Origin of the sequence: Bartonella bacilliformis Ver097 (assembly GCF_000709795.1) — a bacterium.
GTDB classification, from domain to species: Bacteria; Pseudomonadota; Alphaproteobacteria; order Rhizobiales; family Rhizobiaceae; genus Bartonella; species Bartonella bacilliformis_A.
Genome location: NZ_KL503802.1, coordinates 475,204 through 500,203, shown reverse-complemented (window position 1 = coordinate 500,203; position 25,000 = coordinate 475,204). Strand labels below are relative to the sequence as shown.

The following is a 25,000-nucleotide window of genomic DNA, read 5'->3' as shown; positions in this document are numbered from 1 at the left end:
CCCTGAAGTGCGTATTTTTCAAGAGAATGTAACCATTTCGCCGCAAAATTATCGAATCGAAGTCGCTCATAATTACGCTGAAGATATTATTCCTATTCATAAAAAACAAAGCATCTTAGAAGCGCTCAAAGATTCGGAGTATACAGAAGAACAAATTCAACTGGTTGCAGAAACTTTAGCCATATTCTATAATTCAAACTGGCTTGACGAAGGAAATCTGCTCCGCATCGGGGTTGTCACACATTTAGGAGAAGAGGATAGTCTTGTCCGTGTCAGCATTTACCAAGGAATGTCTCATCAAATCACTATCGCTTTGGATGATTATAACCAGTTTGTTGAAAGCACAGAACCAGAAATGTCGCACGCTCTTAAAACAGCGTTTCAAAAGGGCATTCCTCACCCTTATATGAGTGCAACAAAGCTACCAACAGTTTATGATGCTATTTATCACGCGATTCTCAGCCACAATCTGTCGAATACACTTTCTCAGCATCTTATTCGTTTGCTTGCAACTGATATTGATATGAAAAGTCGCATCACACCAACTGATCAGCTTGAAATATTTTATGCGGTCCCAGACCAAAATGATGCAGATGGCCAAAATGCCGACGCTCCTACGAACCAAGATCCTGAAATCCGTTATGTGAGCGCTACTTTCGGCAATGTAACATATAAATATTACCGTTACCAAGCAGAAGATGGCACGATTGATTATTATGATTTGGAAGGAAAAAGTTCAAAACCTTTTCTTCTCCGCAAACCCGTTCCCAATGGCACTTTTGTTTCTCCCTTTGGACCACGAAAACACCCTATTTTAGGTTATGTGCGCATGCATACTGGGGTTGATTGGGCTGCGCCTAAAGGATCACCCATTATTGCTGTTGGCGATGGAGTTATAAAAAAAATGGGGGTCACCCGTGGTTATGGAAACCAGACCGTCATTCAACATACCAATGGCTATGTCAGCAGCTATGCACACCAACAGGCTTATGCACCAGACATTAAACCAGGTGTAAAAGTGCGACAAGGACAAATTATTGGCTATGTTGGATCAACAGGGCTTGCAACAGGACCCCATTGCCATTTTGAAATTATCGTTAACGGTACACAAGTTGACCCTATGCGGATCCGTTTGCCTGATAGTCGAATCTTAACCAACCAAGACCTACAAGCGTTTCTGCGTGAAAAACAGAACATTGATTCTCTCGTAGCCAGCCCTGTCACTTAAATAAAATTGTGCCTTAGTAAAATTGTCACTTAACAAAGCTGTTACTTGAAAAAGCTTCACGAAAAAAATAATCACGCTGTATTCTTTGAAAAAGGTAAATCTTAAAAAAGGATAAGTTGTTGAGGCACGCTTTCTCTTTAAGAAACAGACTCTTTATCCTTTTTGGTATCGTCATGCGTTGTCAGTTTTGGCAAAGGAATAGTAACCTTTGTTCCCCCTAACTCAGAGGTTTCAAAAAGAGGTTTTTCACCAAATTGCATACAGAGCTGTTCGATCATTAAATGGCCAAGACCTGTTTTTTCCTCTGTATTTTGGCTATTCATCCCCACACCATCATCAACGACAGTCAGAGCCATCTGGCCATTATCTTGTGAGCCAAAAGAAATATAAAGATTTCCAGGGCGCTGATCAGGAAAAGCATATTTCAAAGCATTTGTCAGCAATTCCCCAAGAATAATCCCAAACGTTGTTGCATCTCTTGCAGATAATCGGCAATCTTTAAAATCTGTATGAATAGTAATATTTTCACGCAATTCAAACGGCACTGCCAATTCAACATCATGAACAACTGAATTTAGAAAATCTGCTAATAAAGTTGTTTCCATATCATCACTTAGCCGTAAACGACGATAAGCTGTAGAAATTGCCTGGACACGATCACGTGCAGCCCCTAAAATTGAACGCACCTCTTCATTTTGGCTACGATTCATTTGCAACGCCAACAAAGAAGACACGATACTTAAAGAATTACCAATGCGGTGGCTAGCATCTTGCAACAGCATTTCAACACGCTGGCGTTCCTTTTCAGCATGATTGCGTGCTTTTTCTAGTTTTTCTGTTCGTTCCTTCACACGGGCTTCAAGAGCTGCATTTTCAGTATGAAGCAACACTTGATAGGTTTTTAAAGAATACACATCACGATAAAAACAGTTAATGACAATATAGGCTAACAGAAAACTACTGACCACAGCGATAATGGCTGCCAATGTTAAAGCCGCGCGCATTATCGTAATGCCTTCGCGTTGTTTTTTCCGAGAAAGATCGTCTCCATTGATAAAGCGTGTCATCAACTGCGGCAAACGTGCCATTTGCAATTTTGTTATTTCAGGAAATGAAGGAGATTCAGTAGAAGGACCACGAAAAGCATCTAAGGCAGCCATATGGGCTATCATACTGTGTTTGCGTACTTCGATTTCTTTTTTAAAGGAGGTAAACCAATCATACCACTGTGGATGAGAATAAACAATCAAACTTGTATACTTGAGAAGATCCTCAAGATCCCGAACTGCTTTGGCAAAGAAGGTTTTATCTTCAATGTGACGGGTATCTTCATAACGACGATTTGCGGTCGCCATATCGACCAAACTAATCAGCATTAAATCAGCTTGTTCGCGAAGTTCTGAGCTTATATTTAACTGTTCCAATTCTTGATCAACAGTATTGGACAAAAGCGCAATCAAAAATGAAGCGAAAATAGCCATCAAAAGAGAAATAGCAACACATCCCCAACGCCAACGTGGTGTTGTTGAATTCAGAGTAGATCGTTTCGAAAACGCAGTCATTTTTTGTTACTATCCATTTCCATCGACAAACCTGATACCTGTTCACTTTCTTAAGTATAAAAAGAGAATAGGTTGATTACTTATAACCTAAAAAAAACCCCTCTACGTGTACTGCCTTACGTATATTCACCCATAAAATTTTCTTCTCTTTCCCAATACGGCATGCCAAACACTCTGACACACTCCAAAAATCCTAGCCATTTTTGAAAATGATAAAAGACTGCAAAAACACAAAATTATTGACCCTCATTGTTATGTTTTTTGGCTCATATTCTTTCAGGCATCCCTTAGCGCTCCATTAACTTGTGATGCTTCATTAAGATAACATTATGATTGTGGGGGCAACGCGATTTTCCAACCAAAAAAATTTTCTCCCATCACGTTGCCCCAACCATCATATTGACTGATCGCAAAAAATTTCTGTAAAAAACATACGCTTTACAAATACAACCTTTTATTACTTCAACAACCAAGTGATATAGAGCTGCTGAATTTTCATAAAAAAGACCAGACACACTCATGCAAATACAGCTCCTTTTTGATTGACCAATAACCTACCTAAGGATTTTTTAAACTCTTGTGACAGAAACTTTCTATATATGGCTCAAAACGAATGGAAAAATTTTGAACCCAAACGCTGGCACTATCTTGAACCGTTTTTCTTTGTTTACGCATGTGATTGTAAAATTCATTCCGTATAATTGTGAAAAACCGAACTTTGATATTCGTACTCCTTGTAAATTTAATATTCGTATTCCTGGCAAAATTGTTTCGCCTGCTCCATGCCTTTTTCATGCCCTATACTTGTCTTCTTTACGAATAACTCTTGCATGAAATCTCTTACTCTATTACACTTGGCCTTAAAGAAATGGTAAAAGCACACAGAGTTAAAAAACCAAAATCAATTTTTTCTTAAAATCTTTCGTACCGGTTGTCATAAAGGATTAAGCCTTTTTTATATTACGTAGATCGTTGGCTTGTTCTGCCTTATCTAATTTCTCTAGAAGATCCAGAAAATGAGCAGGGATAGCCTCTTCTTGAATGCTCATATAAAATTGACGTAACTTCAACGCTATCTCTCTATTGACTCCAAAAAGATTATCTCTAAGCACACAGCGATCTGTGAGATTTTTTTTACTACAGTTGTTCATTTCTCATCCCCTTAACCTATATACTTGCCCAAGCTAAATCTTTCCCTCTCAAGTTGTAAATATAGTGCAACTTTAAAAGATCCACATGATGGAGGAGTAATTTTTCACATGCTGAAAATTTTGATGCACACACGTGCTTATAAATTTCCTTACACGCACACCAAGACATCTCCTTGCATACACACAAAAAAGCAAAAGGAATTACGGATAATGCCATTATCAACACGCATTGCACCTCATCTTCCCTATCTTCGACGTTTTGCCCGATCTGTAACAGGCAGCCAATCATCTGGCGATACTTATGTTGCAGCCATGCTAGAAGCGCTAATTACAGATATCTCTATTTTCCCTCAAGTATCGAGTGATCGTATTGGAACCTATTGGCTTTTTTGTCATCTTTTTGACCAAACAACACCCAATATTGCAGAACCTTTGCCGCAATTTGGTTTTGAACAACAAGCCAATATCCAATTATCTTATCTCACCCCACGCGCACGCCAAGCATTCTTACTGATTGCTGTGGAAGGGTTTAACGAACGTGAAGCTAGCGAAATCATGAATATTGATACACAAACATTTCATCATTTTTTGAACCAAGCCTCTCTTGATATTTCAGAGCAGATGACCACGCAAATTATGATTATCGAAGATGAACCGCTGATCGCAATGGACATTGAGCAAATGGTGGAAAGCCTTGGTCATAAAGTCGTTGGTGTTGCGCGCACCAGTGAAGAAGCGATTGCTATGTTTCAACAAAAAAGGCCACGGATGATTTTGGCTGATATTCAATTAGCAGATAGCAGTTCCGGCATTGACGCTGTTAATAATATTTTGAAAAATGAGTGTATTCCCGTAATTTTTATCACAGCTTTCCCTGAGCGATTGCTAACGGGGGAGCGTCCTGAGCCAACTTTTTTGGTCACCAAACCTTTTAATCCTGATATGGTTAAAGCGCTCATTTCACAAGCTTTATTCTTTCAAGAAAATGCTTCTAAAGCTGCCTGATGGAAGGCATAATGCATGATGAGCATCACCCCTGTTTCCACTTTTCCCATAGAAAAATTACATCTTAGTGCTCTCATGCAAGCTATCCGCAACACAGATATGTGTGTTTTATACCAAACAACAAATCTCACTTATTTATGGGCTGAAAACCTACCTAAACATTTGTACAATCAATGGTATGTAGGGTGTCGTGACCGTGATTTTCTTTCGATCAACCTTGCTAATCAAATGGAAATGATCAAATTACAGCTTTTAGCAACAGGCAAAATGCAGACCATCGAAGTACAGTTTGAAAATAAAACCAAACAAGCGACTTGGTACCAATTTTCAATTGACGGCCACCGCAATGATAGCGGAGAAATCATTGGTGTCATCACCACAGGAATTGAAATTTCAAGTTTATGTCGACGCGAACAGGTTTTGAAAATCTTGCTTAGAGAAGTTAGCCACCGTTCTAAAAATCTTTTAGCAATCATCCAAAGTATTGCCAGTCAAACCGCACGCTATACTGAATCTCTGCAAACTTTCCTACGTAAATTTCAAGGGCGTCTCCATTCTATTTCTCATTCTCAAGACCTTATCACCGCTTCTGACTGGCGTGGAGCTCAATTTCGTGAATTAGTCCGTTCGCAAGCCTTGGACTATTCTACGAAAGAAGTAGAACAGCTTTCCATCAAAGGAAGTAATCCTTACCTTTTCCCCAATGCAGCACTGCATATTGGATTGGCGTTTCATGAACTCATTGTCAATTCATACTCTTTTGGTGCCTTATCACAAAGCGGTGGACATATCTGTATCCGTTGCGATATTCAAACGCAAATTTGTGGTCAAACACAACTTCTCATTACATGGAGCGAAAATATTACCACTAAAGCACTTATACCTTCTTATCAAAATGCTTGTTTTGGCAGTACCATTTTAGAAAAAATCGTCCCCACAGCAGTTAATGGCTCAGCCTCTTTACAATTAACACAAGAAGGTGTTTTTTACTGCCTATGCGTTCCTGATAATTATTTTGATATCCAGTAAATGCAAAAAATCTTACAAGCTGCCTGATCTCACTCTCGCAAACTGTCTTGCGATACCGTAAAAACTCTTGTGCTTCATCGCTTAATAAAGAAAATCTCTTCACAGTGATTTCCTCTCGATTTTCCCTTTGACAACAATTCCTGTATTGCAAAAAAAACATTTACATCTTACATTCTATCCATATGGTCAAGGACAAGAAAATGCATACCCAACAAGATTCTTATGATTCACACCTCCAGACACTTGAACATGCCTTACACCAAGAGCCTCCGCTAAATCCTACCGTAGAGCGGGTGAGAAAAAAGCTCATGCGTTTAATGATTGTCTCTATTGCCATCACAATCATTCTCATTCTTGCTGTATTTGCCGGGGTTGTGTATAAAATTATGATTCCAGAACCCCGTTCACACAAGATATCAGCACCCACACAAGAAAGACTGTCTCCCCTTTATAAGGATCATCTCCACACTGTTCACCACACCTTATCTCTGCCGCAAGGCGCAAAAATTATATCACAAAGCCTTGCAGAGCGAATGCTCTCTTTGCAAATTTTAATGCCTGATGGTCAAACAAAATTGATGATTTATGATCATTATACCGGCATGCTCCTTGCAGTTTTTTCTGTTGTATCAAAAAAAACAACACTCACGCAAGAAGAATTAAGATTATCACCACCGCAAGACGGCTAACGTCATCCCAAACTTAGATCTTAAAACTTAACCTGCTTTTAAAGCCAGATTTTATCTTAGAGATAAGAGAAAAACATCAATGCTGATGTCCTTGCTGATATGACCCTTTTCGGCATTACTTTCTCTTTTTTCATATCGATTAAAGGAACCACTTAAGGGGTAATTAAAGTTTTTCTTCTACATAAGAAGGAAGAGACGAACGCCGACGCGGTTTTTTTCTTACCTCTTCTTTGATTGAAGGCAAAGAAACAATAGTGTCTATTTCTTCATTTTCTGATTCAGAAAATTCTGCAAGATGCGTTTTTTTAATAGCAGCAGGTTTTTTTGCAACAGGCGGTTGTTCTAGGCCACAATTTGCATTAGCAACAGTATGAATTTCTAATGCATCACCATTTTGCCGAGGTTTTTCTCTGCCTTTTCTGCGATCATTTTTTCTTGGTACCTGGGCATAAGACACAGGCTGTTCACCATTGAGCTCTTCTTTTTTTGTATCGTCTGTTTTGCCATCCTCGCATTCTTGATCGAGATTTTCGTCACGCTGATTTTGCGGCGGCATTTGCTCAGCAGCCGCCAGGATAATACGCAAATAATGTTCAGCATGTTGCAAATAATTTTCAAACATCACACGATCACCGGCACCTTGTGCATCATAAGAAAGACTTATGTATTTATCCGCAATTTGCTGAGCATTTCCGCGCACTTTAATATCTGGACCGTTACTTTCATAATTTCGAGATAACGGATTAGGGCTGCGACGATGATGATTATTATTATTGTGACCGCGTACCCGTCTATTTTGCTGTGGCCTCATATTCATCCCTTTTGGATTATCTTATTTACTCTATAATTGGATTATCTCTTTAGATAATACTGATCATGTCCAAAAAATATTGAACGATCCCTATTTTATTCATTTACATGACATTTAGTGATATTTTAATAAAGGTAAATTTTTCTTGAAAATCACCTAAATAGCGGAAAATACTTAAGAACAAACCCCTAATATCCCTAATAATTTAGTAAAATCATAACGATCTTTACATAAAATGCCAAGTGTTTTTTCACAGAATCCATACTTATTAAAAATAACAACCATGGTGTGGGAAAATAACAACAGTATAATAAGAAAAACTGTTTTCGTGTGAAAACTCTAGCATGTAAAAAAAGCTCTATATAAGAGAATCATCGTCTTTTACACTGGATTACAGTTTCTCTATTTTTCTGTTTTTTAACTTACAAGAACTGTATATCTCTTCAATATAATGAATCTATAAAGCTTACCCCCTCGTTAGAATAAAAATAGTTTTCTTTTTTGAATGCATCACGACCACTCCGCAAACCCCACATAATTTTCAGGCCTCAACTCCCAATATTCTCCATATTATTTAAGATCTTAAAAGAAATCTTGCCTCCTTTGGGCAATCTTCCCTCTCTTTGCTACCTGAAACAAACAAGACAGAACCCCTCCCGCCTTAAAGAATCAACGGCTTCACCTACTTTGCAAACTCTGCTTAAATTAAAAGGTATACCAAAGAATTTCACTTTCCCCCTATCAGGGCACACCCACCCTAGCTTCACGCAAGGCCTTTACACTTTTCGATTCAAAAAAGCATCCGAAAAACCATAATCATCAACTCTCTCCCCTCATCACCCACAGTCGCCGTTGTTACTGTGGGTGAGCTTACTTACAGAGTATGCAGCGAATAACCTCATCTAATTTCGACATATGCAGCTTCAGCGACAAATGACTTCATCACCTCATCTACACCTTCATGAGGTATAAGAAACGCAACATAGATTTGTGAAGGTAGCGTAACTTTATGGTAAAAAATAGACTAAAATGCTGTTTTTTCGCTTTTTATGTCATCTTCCAAAAAAAGAAAATTTTTATACAAGCTTAGAAAATCCTAAAAATAATTACGGATTTTATTGTTTTCTCCATCTTTTTCATTGATCAAACAATCATCAAGAAGAAAATAATTTCCATCTCCTGGTCGTATCATTTTTATACATTTTTTCTTTGCTGTGTCAGCAATTTGATTCCATATTGCACGAATTGACAAATAGGATTCGCTTTCTAGCTGCAAACAGCGCTGATAGACCTCACTTCGCATACTAGGCATTACCGATGCAGAAATTTCTTTACAATAAATGAACAAATCAAATGTTGGTATTGCGAGTGGAACAAAACTTTGTTGTTCTACTTCTTGAGTAGAAAAAGAGGGAATGATATTTTTTATAACGACAAAACATAAAAGCAACACACCCACAAAAAGAGCTATGCTGACAATCATTTTTTTCGTGATTCTTTGCAAGAAACATATAATCTTTTGAAATAAAATGATCGGCAATAGACTTTTTTTTATACTATGTGGCTTCTCTATTCCATTCACCTCATATCCCTTCATGGATCATGAAAACTCTTGACAGCAAATACTGATATGAGCATGACTCTCTATCATTAAAGATGTAACAAATAGATAATATTATGAATTGTCTTATTGCAAAAAGCAATCATGCATCCTGGGAAAAGAAACTCCCACCCCCTTATTTTCATCAATCTCATCTGATTGACTTACAGCAGGCCCCATAAGCCCTCCACAGATTAACTCGAGATAACAAATCAACCACAGACACTAGCAGACACCAACATTGGTCAATAAACCGCCTATCTATCTCATAAGGTAAGAAAGGCAAAGCTTGCAATACCGCAAAGGAAGAGAATAAACCCAATCAAAAGCGTGCTGTTAAAGAATCATGGGGTTTTAATAAAACTCCCCAACATTTTTGCTGCTGACCAAAGCGATCTGTTGCAACAATCCAACGCGATAATAAGGGTTCTGTTTTAACTAAATCAGCAGGTTTATTAATCGGGGGCGACCTGCTCCACCCGGCGCAAGATGTCGGCACATTCTTTTGGCATGCCGCCAAGAGAAAGACACAGGTGAAAAGGAGAGAGTGCAAAAACTTCATCATTGATTTTCTCACGATTTTGAAAAGATGAAATCGCGTTGATCAAGCTTTTGCTGCGCTCAAAAGAACGCCCATAGAAAAAACTTGTAAAAGCGACAAAAAAAAGAGCAGTCATCATCCCTCCCCAACGAGACAGCAAAGTCATCTCTTTTCCTCCCTCATCCGAGTAATATAGACAAAAACACCAACAATCCCGGCTGTTACCATCACAACAGCCAAAGCCCATTGCACAGGACCATATCCAGTGAAAAAACCCGTTAATCCAGAAAAAGACCCAATAATTGGCGCTAAAATTTCCACATTCAACAGAGACAATTTCTCTGCTGTTTCTACCTTTTGGTAATTGGAAGAAACATAAGCTCCCTTAGCCCATAAACCTGCTTCAGCAGCGCGCCGGTGCACAAGCCCTTTTAGACGTTTTCCTCCTGCTTTTGTCCATTTTTGCAACTCAGCGGGGACAGCTTCATAATCCCCCTTATTGAGCTTTTTTAACAAGGTAGATTGGCAAAAAGCCTCCACCCCAATATTATAGCAAAAAGAGACAAGAGCAGCAAATTGCTCATCCGTTAAAAGCTGAAATACCCCCTGTTCAACAGCCTTTTCAAATTGTACCAAATCACGTCGCAAAATGGCCTCGGCTTGGGCCTTGGTAACCTTCATCCCCTTGCGCACAAAGGGCGCCCCTGCCATTGTTGTATGGCCATGACCAATCGTCCAGATCCCCACAGCATCTTGATAGGCCTCTAAACGTAAGCCTTCCCATTGTTGAAGTAAGGCAAAGCCTTCCCTTGATATTTTCCTCATAATTCTTAATCCCCCACAAAAAGCTTCTCTGAAGCTAATAATGATGAGTGTAATGCTTATAGTAGTGTTGGTGAGAGATCATCACTTTTCCCATCACCTTTCGCTTTCTCATCATCATACTTCTTACTTTTCATAATCGTTGTGACACAGTCTTCTAAAGCAGAAATACGCTGCTCCATTTTGACGTAATTTTTGTTTGTTTTTTTATCGGCACGTTCCACCCTTTTGTGCATCTGGTTTAACAGAGCATTCAAAGGAAGATGTCCCATTCGCCCATTGGCATAAAAAACCACCCGAATCTGTTCAGGATCATCAATATCAGCGATAGAAAATGGAAAAAATGCCATGATACTCTCTCATATGTCGTGTCATTTATGTTCAGTGCTTAAAAGGAAAGTTTGTCACCAGTTTCATCATGGTTAAAATCTGCACTATCAGCGACAACGAATCCCCTTCCTTAACGAAAACAGTGCCTAACCTTGAGCTCTAACCTCGAACACTAACCTTATTGACCTTGGATCTTCTTAGCCTTAAACTTTTCTCCTTGATCTAATCTTAACCCCGCCCTTAGCTTTACCTTAGACCTTTGGCCCTGACTTTAGCATGATCTTCCTTCATAAGACGCAAAGCTCGAAAATAGTTTATGATAGGATATGACATTGCAGAGGCCCCCTACTTTGTGTTGCGCACTGATTCTCCCAATAAGCAACAGGCTCAACACTCACGTTTTAATCGCATAGACAACAGCAACATTAACCGGGCGCGTTTCCTCACCCCCTGTTTCTTTTAATGTCAGCGTGTGTGTGTGTATGCCTGCAGAACTTGTCCAAACATCTTTGAAAGGTGCAAAATATCTAAGATGCATAGAAGTCGTTGACCCAGACGTCGTCCGCATGAGCTGTTGATAGACGTGCTGATGCTCACCAGCTGCATTTGCTGTCCCTTCATGGGTATGGGCTTTAAAAGACTCGTCTTGCTGGCTAGCAAAAAGGCGATCCTTATCGATCTCTCTTCCACTATCTAAACCCCGCAAAAACACGCCTCTAAAATCAGGGACATTGAATGTTGTTTGTCCATCTCCTTTGCCCCAAACTTCACCAATCGCTGTAAAAAGAGCAGGATAGGCATCTCGTTGATATTCTTTCCCATCACAAACCAGCCACCCTGCAGGCAAGATTTCCATAGCAAAAGTGGCAATAAAGCCTGATGGAAAAAGCTCAGGAAAGATAATTGTTGGATTAGTTAAATACCAACCATCGCAATCCTTGCCAGCAAGGCCACAATGATAAACAAGCTCATAAAGCCCACCTTTTTGAATTTCTCCTCCACTGAGAGGTTCTACGCCATTTCCTGTAGTTTTATAAACGGGCTGCGCTGAGAGTTGATTTAAAATAACGCTCGTTGCCCCAAGGTTGTTTTCTTGTGCTTTAAAGCGAACAACAATTTCATCATGATAGACCGTCAAAGGAGATTTTGTCACCAATTTAATGGATGTGTGATTATCTGTCTCATTGACAGTAAAATCCGTTTCTATCGCTCCTCCATGATCGGACACATATTCCCTGATTCGTTGCATCATCGCACGAGCACTGTCATTGACTGAACTTGGTGGTTGGCCTTCTGCCCAGTTAATCATCTCATCCGCATTTGCATTTTCAGGAGCCTGAAACGACCAATCGTAAATTGAACTCATCAAACGTCTCCTTTTTTCCAAAATCTAAAACCCGGCAAACAAGCCAGTAGAGCCAAGAGAAGAGACAAAAATGTTCCCTTTCGTGGTTGCATCCTCTGTTTTTCTTTGAACACGTCAACACTTACTTTTGCATCAACAGTTTCCATATTGAAACCAAGCTTGTTGTAATAAACATAGAGCAGATGTGTTTTTGCATCACAATGCACAGCATCAGGATTCAAGTGCAGCACATCTTGTGCCATTACACCGCGGTAACGTTGCGCACCTCCTTTATAATTAAATTCATAAAGTGGATAGCCATTTTTCTGCCCAACAGGCACAATATTGTCTTTCATTCTGACATCAGAAAGGCCAGCAATCCCCTTGATCAATCCAAGCCACCGCATCGCATCACTAAGAGGATCTTTCGTAACTGAGGGCATAGTTGTTGACTGCCCTGTTTTAGTGCCATAATTGCCCGCAGAGGCAACTCCAGCCTGGAGCAATTTTTCCAGCCGGTTCCAGGCTTGATTTTCTTGCTCTGTCCATTTTTCACGCTCAGCATCTAAAGCACTCTGACGATCGGCATCTTGCAAGACCCCACCTTTTAAAGCACTACTTTGTGCATGGCTTTGCCCTTGATAAAAATTGTTAGCTGCATTCACTTGGTCATTCATAGACCCATCAATCAGCTTATTGGCATTGATCATATTTTGCACATCTTGGTTATATTGCTGTGCATTTGCTTTTGTCGCTAAAGCACCCAATTCATTAGTTAAAACACCGGTATGCGCGCCAGAGCCATAACGACCAGCCCCCGCCATAGACTGATTGATTGAATCGGAAGTTTTACTCAGCGCATTGTTAAGAGCCTCTTGAAATTTGTTATTGTTGCCGATCAAATTTCCTGCTGCCATGTCAGAAAGGTTGGTTGCACTGTTTGTTGGCCCTTTAAGCCAATCATTCAGAGGAGATGCGCTATATTTTTGGGCAGCCTCACTCAAACCTTTGATAGCATTTTGTGTTGTTTCACCTAAACCAGCATAGCGCTCTCCTTGATAAGTAGGCTCACCCATGCCTTTATTGTAAAGATTAAGCGCATCAGAGGCAGCTTTTTTAAAAATATCTATTGCCCAAGCAGGCGGCGCATTGGTTTGCGTTGTTGTTTGCGCCTGCGGTGTTGTTTCGCGTCTACTCATCGGTTGAAAACCTTTCTATAATGAATAAGATTGAAAGTGTGTCCGTGACGGCGCAGCCTTTTAGCCCAGCCGATCCTTCCCACTGTTAGCATTTCATCAGCTTTGAGTGTTCGAGCCCAATCCTCAAGATGCTGAATAAGCGGAACCAAATCGAGCCCGCCTTCTCCAGCAAGGTCTAAAAGGACAACTCGTTTTTTTCCTGTGTGTGTTGTTTCAATTTTTGTAATGCTCACAGCACTAAAATCAGTTTCATTTTTTAAAATGAGCCATAATTGGGTTTGCCCATTGGCAATTTCCTGAGCTACACTTTGCAAACACACATCATCGGGAAAGCGCTTGGCATATTTATTCATGGCGGCATTGATCGCACCTTGATAGGGCTCTATTTTTTCCCACGGCCATTCATGGGTTAGGTGGAGGGAATATCCCCCATCAGAAGCCCCTTTTGTCCCCTTCAAGTCTCTTTCGCTCTCTTCGGGAACCCCTTTTAGGGGTGAGACTATCCCTACAGACTCACCACAAAATCCCCCCGCTACAGGCTCCTCACCTTGACAGTTCTTACCGTAAATCGCTTCACAGCCATACTTCTCCCCTACAGCTTCACCACCACCGTTCCCTCTACAGACAGATCTGCCACCACATCTCGTCCTCAATCTTCTTCTTGAAAAGATCATCATCGCCGACCAGCAGGCTTTGAGGTCACATCAAATCCTGTTATATGGGACCACTGAGCCCCAGCAGGAATACGCAACTGAAAACGATAAAACCGTCCGCGTACCCGGCAATGAATTTGCCCCGTATTGCGAGAAGGCTGTCGTTCTGGCAACCACACAACATCTTCTTCCAGTGCTTGGTGCAAACGCACCCCCACAGTCACATAACATTGTGCACTATTAACCTGAGGCATAATATTATTCACACGTGTCATACTGCCATTTGTCTGTCCCATTTCTTGCGACGTCACAACACACGCCATTGGCTCACCAGAAAATGAGCCAAGCCTTCCCTCATAGTTAAAGGCTCCCAAAACGGGGATTTCATTCTTCCACGCTTTACTGTCGAGAGAAAAAGGCAAATCATCAAGGCTACAAGAAATCTTATCGAGCCCCTCTAAGGTGTAGCCAGAAAAGAAAATTGGCAAAATTATACTGACATTGACATTGGCAATGGTCCATTTTTGCAGACCCCAATCATAGATAAGCAGTGTGTGTTCTTTTTTGTGATCGTCACTATCAATCATCCAATAGACACGATTATAAACCCCATCGATCGCTGCCCACATCATGGGCAAATAGCTTTGATTAATTTTTTTCGTCATTGTCCGGTCGATTTTTTCGAAGCCGATGGATGTAATGTGGCCATCATTGGCAATTTGAAAAAACCCGCCTTCATCGACAAAGAAGGCCGTATCCCCTCGACACACAATCGATTCAGAATTTTTGGCACCTCGTTTATCGTGTATTTTTTGGAAACTAAAGATGATTTTTGATCCAGGGATGAAGGACCCAGCGTAAATAGCCGAACGCATAAAGATAATAGGGTTGGTAGTTTCTGTTGCGCCTTGAACGTAGCCGCCATCGGGAAAGTCCTGATAATCGCAGCTTTTTTTACCCACTGTCCAAAATTCTGCATCATTCAAGCCAGACCAATGCACCCGTCGTGGATGGTCAGACAATTTCATTAAACATACGAAATCCCCCCACACCCGAACGATCCCGGCCTGCGGCGGATTGCCGCCTAAATTGCGAAATGTGTAATCATAACGGATATCGATCACTTGTGGTTTATCATTGGCATTAACAGCAATGACATAATCACCAAACAAAGCGAAGGACCATGGCGCATCAACATTGGCAAGATAGGCTTTTCCTTTCTGGCTGATATCTTTCCATTGGAAAGTGGTATTATCGAGTAGGTAGAGTTTATTTTCTGATCCCACGATAACTGAAACACCACTTTTAGTTCGAACAACAATGGCCCCTAAAATAGAACCGGGAAAGGGTTCTGAGAGGGGACTAAAATTGGGCATAGGAATATAAGATCCGTCTGCAGGCAACACATTGATGAGTTTGTCGGTAAATAAACCATTGATATCAGCCACATCGGGCCGATATTCTGCGATAGAAAAAAAAGCCATAAAAAAACCCCGTTAAAACCCCTATGAATCCTCTGCTAAAACTATTGCAGCTCCCACTTGAAACCCTATCCCCCGTCAAATCCCTATCGAAGCTCCCGTTTAAAACCCCGTTGCAAGAATGGTTGTATGCCCTTTACTGCGCGAGGTCTGAGAGCGCAAAATTTGCAACTGTTCTTGAAAATCATTAAAAGAAACAGCAGCATATTCAGGATCTTTGAGGATATTTTTGTAGAGTTCGTATTTTGCTCGTGCCTTAATGAGATCAAAGGCATAAATCAACCAAGGATTATCTTCTTGTATGCAGCTCCCCTCATCAAAACGAAAAGGCACATAACAAAGACGAACAGTCTCAACCTTGTTTGGCGTTGGAAAGAGCCCTAATTTATGCTGGAAAAAGGTATAAAAAATAGGGGTTCCCTGGAGGAAATGGGAAAAAGCACCAAATCCTTTGAGTCCTTTGGACCCTTTACCATCATCATCTCCGGATCCTATACCAGACCCCTCTCCCTTGCCAAAATACCCATCATCCCCATAGCTTTTGTACAAGCTCTCGACATTTTTATAAAGAAGTTGCGTTTGTCCTGCTACAGGATTTTCTAAAAACACACTCTCAAGCACCATCAGCGCCCCGATAAAAGGATGATCATCAGCCCCATACCATGTCTTTCCAGCTTGTATTTTTAAAGTGATCTCTTTTTTTTCATTGAAGAAAAAAGGCTCCCGTTCACAAAGACGCAAGGCTGCTATAATAGAGTCTTGAATTTGCACAGCATATTCCGCCATCGGATCATCAATCTCATCTTGAATCAACATAACCATACGTGCCAATGTTTTAGCACAGTCTGCTTTTGTCACATCAAAAGGGCTGGATTGAAAATGTGTCATAGTCTGATAGGGGTCAACAGGGATCACAGTCATGAGGGTAAATCATCCTTTTGTGCATATTGCCTTTCCTACCCAACAAGCGGTAGAAAAACTCTTTCCAAATGCTAAAATCTACTTATAAAATGGTTTCAAGGGGCTATCTCCATGCCCCATGATTTAGGTAATCTTCCCACCAAAAAAACAGAGGGGAATTTCTCCAAAGCACCAATAAGATTTATGAAATCAAACAGCATCAAAGGAGCCATCTACGCCCCCCTGACCTTGAGTAACCTTCCTACCACAAAAACAGTGGAAAAATTCTTTCCCAAATATGGATAAGCTCCTTAAGCAGGAACCGCATAGGTTGGAATAACGATTGTACCAAAATCCTGTTCCCCTTGCTCACTATTTGGTAAGTGATAGCAGGTTTTTTTCATCCCGATAATGGTTTTAGCAGCCACACCAAACTCACGCTCATAATCAAAAAGCTCTTCCACCAATTTATAGCGTGTTGCCCCACGGTCTTTCCCAAAAGCAATAACCGCACTTTGTGCACCCAGCAAAACCGCACGGCGCACATTGGCTACAGGGGCTCCCCCTGCATCCTGAGCTGCATTCCCACTTGTATTCTTGCTAGAATCTGATGTTTTCCCAGCATATCCCATTGCTACACCTTCCGTCACATGTTCTGCCTCACGCAGGATAACCCCATTATACATCCCAAGAGATCCACTATAGAGAGGGTTTTTCGCGCGCGTTCCACTATAAACCGCTTTGGTAATATCAAGCCACTGCCCAATATCCGTATTGGTGCGCAATTGCGTCACTTGTGTTGGGTGCAAATACAGCACATAAACATTTTCTCCATCAATGCGTACAGGTCTAATTTTAGGATTAGCCAGCTTTGCGCGTTCAACAGCTTTATCAATCAATTTGAGATCAAAAATATCATTTTCCTTCAAATCTTCATCTTTTGTTTTGCCATTAGGGCGCACAATGCGCTTATCGGTCGGAACCGTTGGTGTGTTAAAACCATAATGAACAGGTTTAAGTGTTAGTGTACGTCCTTCAAAATTGATCGTTTTGGCGGTATAACCACACACTTGAATAAAGAACATCATACTTAAACGATCCGCATACCAGTCGACTAAGCCATTTTTGGCTTCTGTGCGTAAATTATGTAGAACACGTTGCTGGTCGATGGTGCCTTCATTTTTCACACGGACAGCGTGAACAAGTTCATTAATCGCCAAACGATCATTGAGAAATTGCAAAGCTTCTTCATTGCCCTCTAACGCCTGCCCCTCACTCACCCCATCACCAAGCAATTGCACACGCAAACCAAAGCTAATAGCGTCACCACTGGCCTTGTTGGTTTCGTCTTTTAATTGCACAATGCTGTTGGAATCTTTACCAATTAATGGGGCAATAGGAATAGCTTTTGATACTTCCCGATTGAGTAATTTTGACCATGTGCGTACAGCCAATGGGTCATTTAATCCGATATGAGTTACGGTCATTTGGTCCTCTTTTCATGATGTCAATTGAAATAAAAAATCCGGCCATTATGCCGGTTGCTAAGTGTTCTTTGGCTTTCCTCGCGAATAAGCCTATCTTGTCATCCTGTCATGCCTGATCGGCCATGTTCATGCGAATGCGATTTGCGTCTTATGTTTAAGAGAGCAAGACAGTGGATCTTATGGTTGAAGATTGTGGATCCTTGATTGAATATTTTTATACTTTACAGCTTATTGACTCCTCCCTGATTAGATATCGGTGCTCATTAGATATCGACGCCTCCCATTAAGCGATTAAAAGTGGTTTTATTTTTGGGATCATCGATCCAAACGCTAAATTCTGCTTCAGACATTTTGTCGAGCATTTCCAAAGAAATGGGCCCTCTTGGGCCAAGCCCATTATAAGCAGCGAGTGTACGAGCAGAATTGTGTTTTGCTTGTAAAGTGTCAATCGTCTCAGTTTGTGGAGTCGTATAGCCAATTTTTTGTGCTATCGTGTAGATCACTTCAGCAGGGTTTTGATTTTTGTGGGCACAATCGCGAAGGATTGTTTTTAATTCATCACTGATAATAGCCTCGACAACTTTAGGGTCTGCCATTTCAGGATAGAGCGCAGCACAAGCCGCCAGCTGTGTTGCGCGCATATCGTAGACAAAATTAGCCGCTTGATCAAAATCATGATGCTTTTGTTTTATAGCAGCAGAAGATTGATGAAAAAATGAACGCAGCTGCTCTGCCTCTTGGAGGGAAGCATTAGCCCCAACGTCTTTGCCGCCAACGACGACCTTCCCAATCTCTTTTTTGCTAACCTCTACTTCTTCGGCTGCTACTTCCCCAGCCTCTTTCCTGCCAGCTTCTAACTCCTTGACCTCTCTCGTACCAATCCCTTTCCCACCAACTTCTCCTCTCCCAGCCTCGAATCCTCCGGCTTTTCTTCTCCCCTCACCATAGAGCTGGCTATTCCGCTTAGCTTGCAGTTCCTTTCCCAACCACTGAATATAACCGATAAAGTCTTTTTGTGGATCTGGTGGCGCTTCTCCTCCTTCCACCCCTTCATTGTCTTTGCGGTCTTCTGCCCAAAAAGTGCTTTCTTCTTCATCCTCTACACCTGTATGTAGGGAATCTTGTAAGAATTGGCTTTGTTCTTCCAATGTGAATGTTCCTTCATCCATCGCTGTTAATGCTTCTTCATCCATTGCTTTCACCTTCTCTTTCTTGGACAATAATCTCGTGGTTAAGAATTTTCTTTATGGAGAGGATCCTCATCCCCCCATCCTCGCTTCCTAAAAGCTTAAGGAGCAGGCTGCTCCCTTTGCTCCATAGCCCCTCGGGACATCATGGCTCCTCCCCATACTTCCTACTCCTACTGCCCCCTCTCTTGGCCCGTACTCATATGGCATTTGCATAGCACCCAGCATTATTTCCCCAGCATCACAGCCTTCTGCATCATGGCCCCTATTCACAACCTCCTGGTACCATCGCTCCCCGACGTCATCATCCCTTGCATCACAGCCTGCAAAATCTGCTCGGTTTCATTCCCCTGTTGAATGTTATGCTGTTGGGTATTATGATTATTGTGCAAGTCATCAGGGGGCCCATCACTGGCTTGCTGCTGCTTTTGCACTCTCAGCGCAATTTTTTGAATGAGTGATGCCGGCAAAGGCGAATAGCGCAAGAGATCAAGCATCATATCAGGGGTGGTGAAATTCTGCATCAGCGGCAAAATCTGCATAATCATAGCAAATGTGCGCTCTTTTTCATTCGGACTCGTAGGTGCATCATCAACGATAATATCATACTCCAAACTAGTGAACATTTCGCGAGTCAGCGGCACATATTGCGCATTGTCTTCACCTGCAATCCGCACTAATCGCCCATCAGAAAGGTAATTTTGAATCAGATAGAGAATGATTTTTCCCTGTCTTTGCCGGTAGCGTCGTAATGCATCAAAAAAGGAGGCCAATAAATTGAGTGATGATTGACGGCGTTGTTCTTCCAGCACCCCCGGTTGGCTAACAGCACGTGTTCCAACAAATTCGGGGGACAATCCAGTTACTTGAGAAATAGCGCCCTTTGCTTCGTTAAATAGCTGAAAAAAGCCAGCTGGAAACTGTGCCACAGGTTTTGGTTGTATGCGCCCCGCAGCAAGCGAACCATTTTTGAGCCAAGTAATACTCTCTGCTCGTGCCCAACTTTCCATTGCCTGGCGGTCATCGTCGAAAGCGTCACGTTCTGCCATCACTCCACCTTTAGACTGGCTATTGAGCAAATGCATAACTTGGCTAAAATATTTATTGGCCCATCGTTGTGGGTCTTTTGTCGGGCGCACAATGCCATAAAATTGCCGACTGAGTTTATCAAAATAACCAGTAATGCACTCCCACCCTAATTGGCTAGGAGGCACCAAAGGCTGATCCGGCTCCTCTAACAATTTTTTGCCTAAGAAAGCACGTTTGACAATTTTTCTGGTTAAGCGTGTTGCTTGGAGATGAGGCCTTTCTTGTTTAAGGTGTTGAAAATCGCGCTCACTATAATCAACAAATTGCCCTGTTTGCGAATGCAACACTTTATAGATAACTTCGCGTTCAAACCAGCGGCATTCCGCCAGTGTGACCATTTTAACATCCTCCTGGCATAAGTCATCTTCTGCATTATCTTGAAGCTTCAGAGCATCGTCTTCGTCATAAGCCTGTGTTGGATGTTTCACCCAATCCGCATCCAGATCGCGCCAATCGATATGGGGGAACATAGCTTGCGCAACACTAAGAGGTTTTTCATCAATATACCAAACGCGCTGCGCATCGATGAGATTAGGCTTTACAGCACTCGCATCCCACACCATTTTCATAGGGTCCAGCCTAGCAATAATAGGTTTTCCTTGCGGGTCTTCATCATAATCCAAGCGGGTATCTGTCCAACCCATACCACCAATAATGGCATCTTGAAACGCGTCGGAATCTTCATATTCGCCATCAGCTTCATCACGAAACCATTCTGCAGCACCCGTTAAGATCTGGTTAGCAAGGGCCGCCCCTTCTTGCCGTGGGATAAATTGAACATGGCGTTTATTGTTACGCTCTGCCCCAATTACAGCATTGACCAAAGGAGCAATACGATTAAAGGTCATAACGGGTCTATTTTGTTCGCGTAATACGGCTAAGTCTTGCTCATTCCATTGCCGTCCATTGTAAAAATTATAATCTTCTTGGGCATTTTTGCGCCATTGCTCAACATGGGTAACATCGTCCTGATACCAGCGAACAAGTTTTTTAAACAGAGCCTGATGTGCAATCGGTTCAATCAGCTCAAAAGAGGAGATCTTTTGGTTCATCAAAAAGCCATCCATGATGTTTGAGAAAAGAAAAATGGCCCCATACAAGGGCCATACCGTCCTGATATTCGTGGGCAAATTATTTAAGAGTGTCCTGATACACAAATTGGGTGTGCTCATCCCTGACCCAGAGCCCTGCACCACAAAAGCCCCTATTAATAGCTCAATCTTGCTACCCTAGACAGCTCCCAACATGGAAACCTCTGCCCGAATAACCCAATACACTTTTTGTCTTATGCCTCACCATCCAACAGTCTAAGATCCTTCTGTCTTGATATCCCATACACATAGCATCCTATACACCTAGAATCCTGTACAAGCCTCGCCACCCTAACAGCCTAATATTCTCTCAGTCTGATAAGACAAATATAGGCCCCCTACCTGACAACCTAATACAAAGAAGGACCCTGTCCTGACCGCTCACTCGCCCAATCCTCATAATCCACAATAGACTCTATCCGATAACCCAACAGGACCCTGTCCTGACCTCCCATTCGTCCAATTCTCACAGTCTAGTACCTCTCTATCCGAAAACCCAGTATACAAGCCTCACTATTCTGATAGCTGAAACAAAGGCATTCTATTCTGATATCAGTAGACCAGTTTTAACCATGCCACGGTTGCCCCCCAATTTAAGAGATTTTCTCTCTTAAAAAGCCATCCATGAAGTTTGTGAAGAAGGACGATGATGATAAACATTCTTTCGCGGCTGCAAGGTTGGTTGTTCATAAGCAACACATAAAAGCCCAAAACTATCCGCACCATGGCTAGCCCAATCATGTTCAGCACCCAAGCCAATATTACGTTGTTCATCACGTTTTTCATGATACCATGCCAGTGCTTTTCGCCCAGCTTTTGTTGTCTCACGATTAAACCAAATGGCAGGAAACAAACGCCGAACAGCTTCAATACGCATTTTGACAGCACCCAGCCCCTGGTTGGGAATAATTTTGGTTTGAAACCCAGCCTGTTGCAAAGCACTTTCAAAACTCACATTATAGACACGATCTTTCGTCGCCCCATCATGTGGCAACACCATAAGCGCTTTGTCATAGCCGCGATGACATATCCAGCCAATATGCTCAGACAGAGGTTGTCCCTGTGCTTCATAATAATCAAGAATGCGGATTTCCCGGCCGATAAATTGCGCCACCCACAAAGCCGTTGCATCTGCTTTAGCACCTGTTCCCCCGATATCCCAAAAGATCTTGATCTGAATAAGCGGATCACGGGACACATGGGCAATGCGTCCCTCTTGTTCAGCTTCCAGCAATAATTTTTGGTAATAGGCTCCCTGGACAGCCTGCAGATAATCGCCCTCCCAAATATGGCTATATTGCTCCGGTCTTTGGTGAAAATCTGCCAGCCGATCTCGGTTTAGTTTATCAGGAAATTGCGGATTATCCCGCCAATTAATTTCAACGCCTTTGATATTAGGATCTTTTGTCAAGCGAAAGCGTTTTTCAACGGGGGCATTTTCACGCAAAGGGTTCCACGTCACCCATAATTCAGAGTGCCAATCCTGCCCTTCTTCACGCAGTGTAGGGATCAAGGTTTGCCAAGCAGTTTCAGTCACAGGTTCGGCTTCATCAACCCAGCACAGGAGAATACGCCCCATTGATTTAATGCTAGAGATATTGCGATCAAGGCCGGCAAAAGCATAAAGAATTCGACCATCTTTTGACTTCACATATTTATCGCCAACATCATAATAGTTACGCAAGAATGGATAGGCTTCAATGGCGCGTTTAATTTCTTCTAGAGAGCTTTCATTGAGCGAATTTTGAAATTGTCGTGCACATAAAATTACCCCTTGCTCTCCTGCTTTGCCATAACGATAGCCAATCACAGCAGACATCAAAGCAAAGGAACGTGTTTTTCCAGATCCCCGCCCTCCCCAAGCGGCGCGGATATCTGCCTTGCCAGAAAAAACAGAAATGAGTTTTGGAATAAGAGAAATTTGCATTGTGGTCATCATATGCGATCAAGGTTAAAAAGCATTAGAATTGAAAAACTGCAAGGTTATAAAGCCGCAGGGGTTACAAAGTCTTTGTATGAGCACTCCAAAGGTGAAACAATGTTCAGAAATGACATCACCTCTACACATAAAGGCCAAATGGTATGTGACATGCTTCAGAGTAAAAAGTTGAAAGAAACTTTGCTTCAAAAATGCATCAATCAAGAGGGTCTTCCTGAAAGACCGCCTTCTTTCTCCCTATAGGCAAAATGCATGCAAAATATTGATATAATATAGGTAGAATTTATATTAAGGATTTTGATACGGAACCATTAAGTTTAGCTTTATTGATCTTATTAGGAGGGGTCTTTAACTTTTAATTTTATGTTGCTTCTTTTTCTTTTGGGGAAGGGATTAAATTCAAATGCGTCACGAAGCATAAGCATCTTTGCCTTGTGATGGGTTGTTTTTCACTTTAGGATTTTTCAAAAATTTTGACATAGACAGTACAGCTATTAATAAATAAATTATTTATAGCTCATTAAATTTTTAAAATGAAATCTCACAAATTATGAAAACTTACAGATTTATTTCTGCTTAGCTTTTATTCTTATTCAATGATTATCTTGCCTATAAATTTCTTCTTGTCTTCTTATGAATAATCCCTCTTGATATCTCAGCAGCTTCGTCTAACGACCGTAGCCATTTTACAATATATTCTTCGATATTCCCCGCGTTCATGGGTATTGTACTTCACCAACTGATACCTCATGATTATGATATTTCCGTGAAAGTTTTTGTATCCTGTGCACTCTTTTTTGAAACCACAGGCACAATCTCGATACGCGAAATTGTTTTGACATTGCTTTCCTCTTCTTCAGTTACTTGCAGAGGCAAAACCTTCGCTAAAAGTGAAAAGAAAGGCACAGGGTTATTTAACGCATGATATTGCAGATAAGACACCAATCCCTCTTGGCCATGATGGTATCCTGCTTGTTCCGCAGCAATAAGAATAGCATCTTTGAGCAATTTTGTTGTTTGATTGCATGCACCTTTTGGCCGCCCTCTTCGTGGTATCCGCAAAGAATTATCATCGTTGTTCCAAGGAGGAAAAAACTTTTCATGGGTCACAATAAGACCTCCTTCTTTCAAAAGTAGAAAATCACTAAAAGACTGAGCTAACCTCGGCGCAGTGTAAGCAATAACTTGTCATTTTTGCCTTGTAAGGAGAAGAGATTGTTTATAATATCACGATAAGGCCTATATTTTCTGAAAATAGCAAATCACTAAAAGGCTAAGCCACAAAAACAATATAAAGCTAGAATAACAGATAAATCACATACTCTGATAGCAGAAAAAATAGAGCTTTTTGCATCATGATCGCTCTCAAACAGCCTCTTTCAATAGTGAAAAACACCCCACCCAGAGCGCTCACACACCTCTGCAAATCTGATACTGAAAATAAACGCTAAAATAACTCTGCTCTCCGTAATCTTGTAAATATAGTCAGAGTTCTAATTATGTATTTATTATACGTGTTTAGATTAACCTTGTCAATATTTTTAGATAAAGAAAATAAGACAAACACTCTCTGCTTGTCTTTGATAATAAAACTTACCGTGAAAATGAATAAATCCAACAGATCATAAGTACCCAGAGTTTGCTCAAAAAACCTTTTTTCTTTTTTAGAAATTCCCACTTCATAGAATGATATATAGGAAAAGAAGACAGAAACAAAATCAGCAGCAGCTCTTTTGATAAAAGTTCAAACCCTCTCGCTTCTCAAAAGATAAAAAGCTTTCTTCCCAATATCTCCGCATTAAAAGACTCTTCAAAATATAACAATAGAAAAAATCAAACAACTAGGAAATATAAAAGAACC

At 41.2% G+C, this 25,000-nt stretch carries 22 protein-coding genes (1 of these 22 cut by a window edge); 5 read left to right on the top strand and 17 right to left on the bottom strand.

The window, feature by feature from the left end; all coding sequences use genetic code 11:
* A protein-coding gene (locus tag H710_RS02045; protein WP_041849180.1) for a M23 family metallopeptidase crosses the window boundary here: on the top strand, positions 1-1,228 show its 3' portion. 713 nt of this gene lie to the left of the window's left edge; only the last 1,228 of its 1,941 coding nucleotides appear in the window; its start codon lies off the left edge, out of view; it ends in the stop codon at positions 1,226-1,228.
* 137 nt (positions 1,229-1,365) lie between these two features.
* Here the strand turns inward: H710_RS02045 and H710_RS02040 are convergent, their stop codons facing one another.
* Positions 1,366-2,790: a sensor histidine kinase gene (locus tag H710_RS02040; RefSeq protein ID WP_041849179.1), complete on the bottom strand. Its 1,425-nt coding sequence runs from the start codon at positions 2,788-2,790 to the stop codon at positions 1,366-1,368.
* Positions 2,791-3,369: 579 nt separating this feature from the next.
* On the opposite strand from H710_RS02040, the gene H710_RS06245 reads away from it, so the two are divergent.
* A complete protein-coding gene (locus H710_RS06245) occupies positions 3,370-3,624 on the top strand; it encodes a hypothetical protein (protein WP_196295839.1) in 255 nt (84 codons plus the stop codon).
* 110 nt (positions 3,625-3,734) lie between these two features.
* Here the strand turns inward: H710_RS06245 and H710_RS02035 are convergent, their stop codons facing one another.
* Positions 3,735-3,941, bottom strand: coding sequence for a NepR family anti-sigma factor (locus H710_RS02035; RefSeq protein ID WP_041849178.1), 207 nt, complete (start codon positions 3,939-3,941; stop codon positions 3,735-3,737).
* A gap of 210 nt (positions 3,942-4,151) precedes the next feature.
* Here H710_RS02035 and H710_RS02030 point away from each other — a divergent pair, with 210 nt between their 5' ends.
* The 3 genes from H710_RS02030 (at position 4,152) to H710_RS02020 (ending at position 6,664) form a co-directional block, all read left to right on the top strand.
* The gene (locus H710_RS02030; RefSeq protein WP_041849211.1) at positions 4,152-4,946 is read left to right on the top strand and encodes a response regulator; all 795 of its coding nucleotides are present in this window, start codon (positions 4,152-4,154) and stop codon (positions 4,944-4,946) included.
* An 18-nt stretch (positions 4,947-4,964) separates the two neighbouring features.
* A complete protein-coding gene (locus tag H710_RS02025) occupies positions 4,965-5,975 on the top strand; it encodes a sensor histidine kinase (RefSeq protein WP_041849210.1) in 1,011 nt (336 codons plus the stop codon).
* A 182-nt stretch (positions 5,976-6,157) separates the two neighbouring features.
* The gene (locus tag H710_RS02020) at positions 6,158-6,664 is read left to right on the top strand and encodes a hypothetical protein (RefSeq protein WP_041849177.1); all 507 of its coding nucleotides are present in this window, start codon (positions 6,158-6,160) and stop codon (positions 6,662-6,664) included.
* A gap of 163 nt (positions 6,665-6,827) precedes the next feature.
* On the opposite strand, the gene H710_RS02015 is transcribed toward H710_RS02020, so the two are convergent.
* The 15 genes from H710_RS02015 to H710_RS01935 form a co-directional block, all read right to left on the bottom strand.
* The gene (locus tag H710_RS02015; protein WP_041849176.1) at positions 6,828-7,475 is read right to left on the bottom strand and encodes a DUF4167 domain-containing protein; all 648 of its coding nucleotides are present in this window, start codon (positions 7,473-7,475) and stop codon (positions 6,828-6,830) included.
* A gap of 1,096 nt (positions 7,476-8,571) precedes the next feature.
* A complete protein-coding gene (locus H710_RS02010) occupies positions 8,572-8,958 on the bottom strand; it encodes a hypothetical protein (protein ID WP_052472865.1) in 387 nt (128 codons plus the stop codon).
* 572 nt (positions 8,959-9,530) lie between these two features.
* Positions 9,531-9,782: a hypothetical protein gene (locus tag H710_RS02005; RefSeq protein WP_041849175.1), complete on the bottom strand. Its 252-nt coding sequence runs from the start codon at positions 9,780-9,782 to the stop codon at positions 9,531-9,533.
* The gene (locus tag H710_RS02000) at positions 9,779-10,441 is read right to left on the bottom strand and encodes a lysozyme (protein WP_041849174.1); all 663 of its coding nucleotides are present in this window, start codon (positions 10,439-10,441) and stop codon (positions 9,779-9,781) included. Before H710_RS02000 ends, H710_RS02005 begins: the two co-directional genes overlap by 4 nt.
* A 56-nt stretch (positions 10,442-10,497) precedes the next feature.
* Positions 10,498-10,788 carry a hypothetical protein gene (locus tag H710_RS01995; protein ID WP_041849173.1) on the bottom strand — a complete coding sequence of 97 codons (291 nt, stop codon included), beginning with the start codon at positions 10,786-10,788 and terminating at the stop codon, positions 10,498-10,500.
* Positions 10,789-11,162: 374 nt separating this feature from the next.
* Complete coding sequence (locus H710_RS01990; RefSeq protein ID WP_041849172.1) at positions 11,163-12,134, bottom strand: phage tail protein; 972 nt, start codon at positions 12,132-12,134, stop codon at positions 11,163-11,165.
* Positions 12,134-13,312, bottom strand: coding sequence for a tail fiber domain-containing protein (locus tag H710_RS01985; RefSeq protein ID WP_041849171.1), 1,179 nt, complete (start codon positions 13,310-13,312; stop codon positions 12,134-12,136). The genes H710_RS01990 and H710_RS01985 overlap by 1 nt, the downstream gene beginning before the upstream one ends.
* Positions 13,309-13,770, bottom strand: coding sequence for a hypothetical protein (locus H710_RS01980; RefSeq protein WP_244875582.1), 462 nt, complete (start codon positions 13,768-13,770; stop codon positions 13,309-13,311). The genes H710_RS01985 and H710_RS01980 overlap by 4 nt, the downstream gene beginning before the upstream one ends.
* A 215-nt stretch (positions 13,771-13,985) precedes the next feature.
* Positions 13,986-15,449 carry a hypothetical protein gene (locus H710_RS01975; protein ID WP_041849169.1) on the bottom strand — a complete coding sequence of 488 codons (1,464 nt, stop codon included), beginning with the start codon at positions 15,447-15,449 and terminating at the stop codon, positions 13,986-13,988.
* A 99-nt stretch (positions 15,450-15,548) separates the two neighbouring features.
* Positions 15,549-16,367 (bottom strand): hypothetical protein, encoded by an 819-nt coding sequence (locus tag H710_RS01970; protein ID WP_041849168.1) that lies wholly within the window; start codon positions 16,365-16,367, stop codon positions 15,549-15,551.
* 290 nt (positions 16,368-16,657) lie between these two features.
* Positions 16,658-17,833 carry a N4-gp56 family major capsid protein gene (locus H710_RS01965; RefSeq protein ID WP_041849167.1) on the bottom strand — a complete coding sequence of 392 codons (1,176 nt, stop codon included), beginning with the start codon at positions 17,831-17,833 and terminating at the stop codon, positions 16,658-16,660.
* Positions 17,834-18,096: 263 nt separating this feature from the next.
* Entirely contained in the window at positions 18,097-19,026 is a 930-nt protein-coding gene (locus tag H710_RS01960) for a hypothetical protein (protein ID WP_041849166.1), read from the bottom strand.
* 263 nt (positions 19,027-19,289) lie between these two features.
* Positions 19,290-21,176 carry a portal protein gene (locus H710_RS01950; RefSeq protein ID WP_414946132.1) on the bottom strand — a complete coding sequence of 629 codons (1,887 nt, stop codon included), beginning with the start codon at positions 21,174-21,176 and terminating at the stop codon, positions 19,290-19,292.
* Between the two features lie 634 nt (positions 21,177-21,810).
* The gene (locus H710_RS01945) at positions 21,811-23,136 is read right to left on the bottom strand and encodes a PBSX family phage terminase large subunit (protein WP_041849207.1); all 1,326 of its coding nucleotides are present in this window, start codon (positions 23,134-23,136) and stop codon (positions 21,811-21,813) included.
* A 756-nt stretch (positions 23,137-23,892) separates the two neighbouring features.
* Complete coding sequence (locus H710_RS01935) at positions 23,893-24,249, bottom strand: hypothetical protein (protein WP_052472863.1); 357 nt, start codon at positions 24,247-24,249, stop codon at positions 23,893-23,895.
* Between the last annotated feature and the right edge of the window lie 751 nt (positions 24,250-25,000).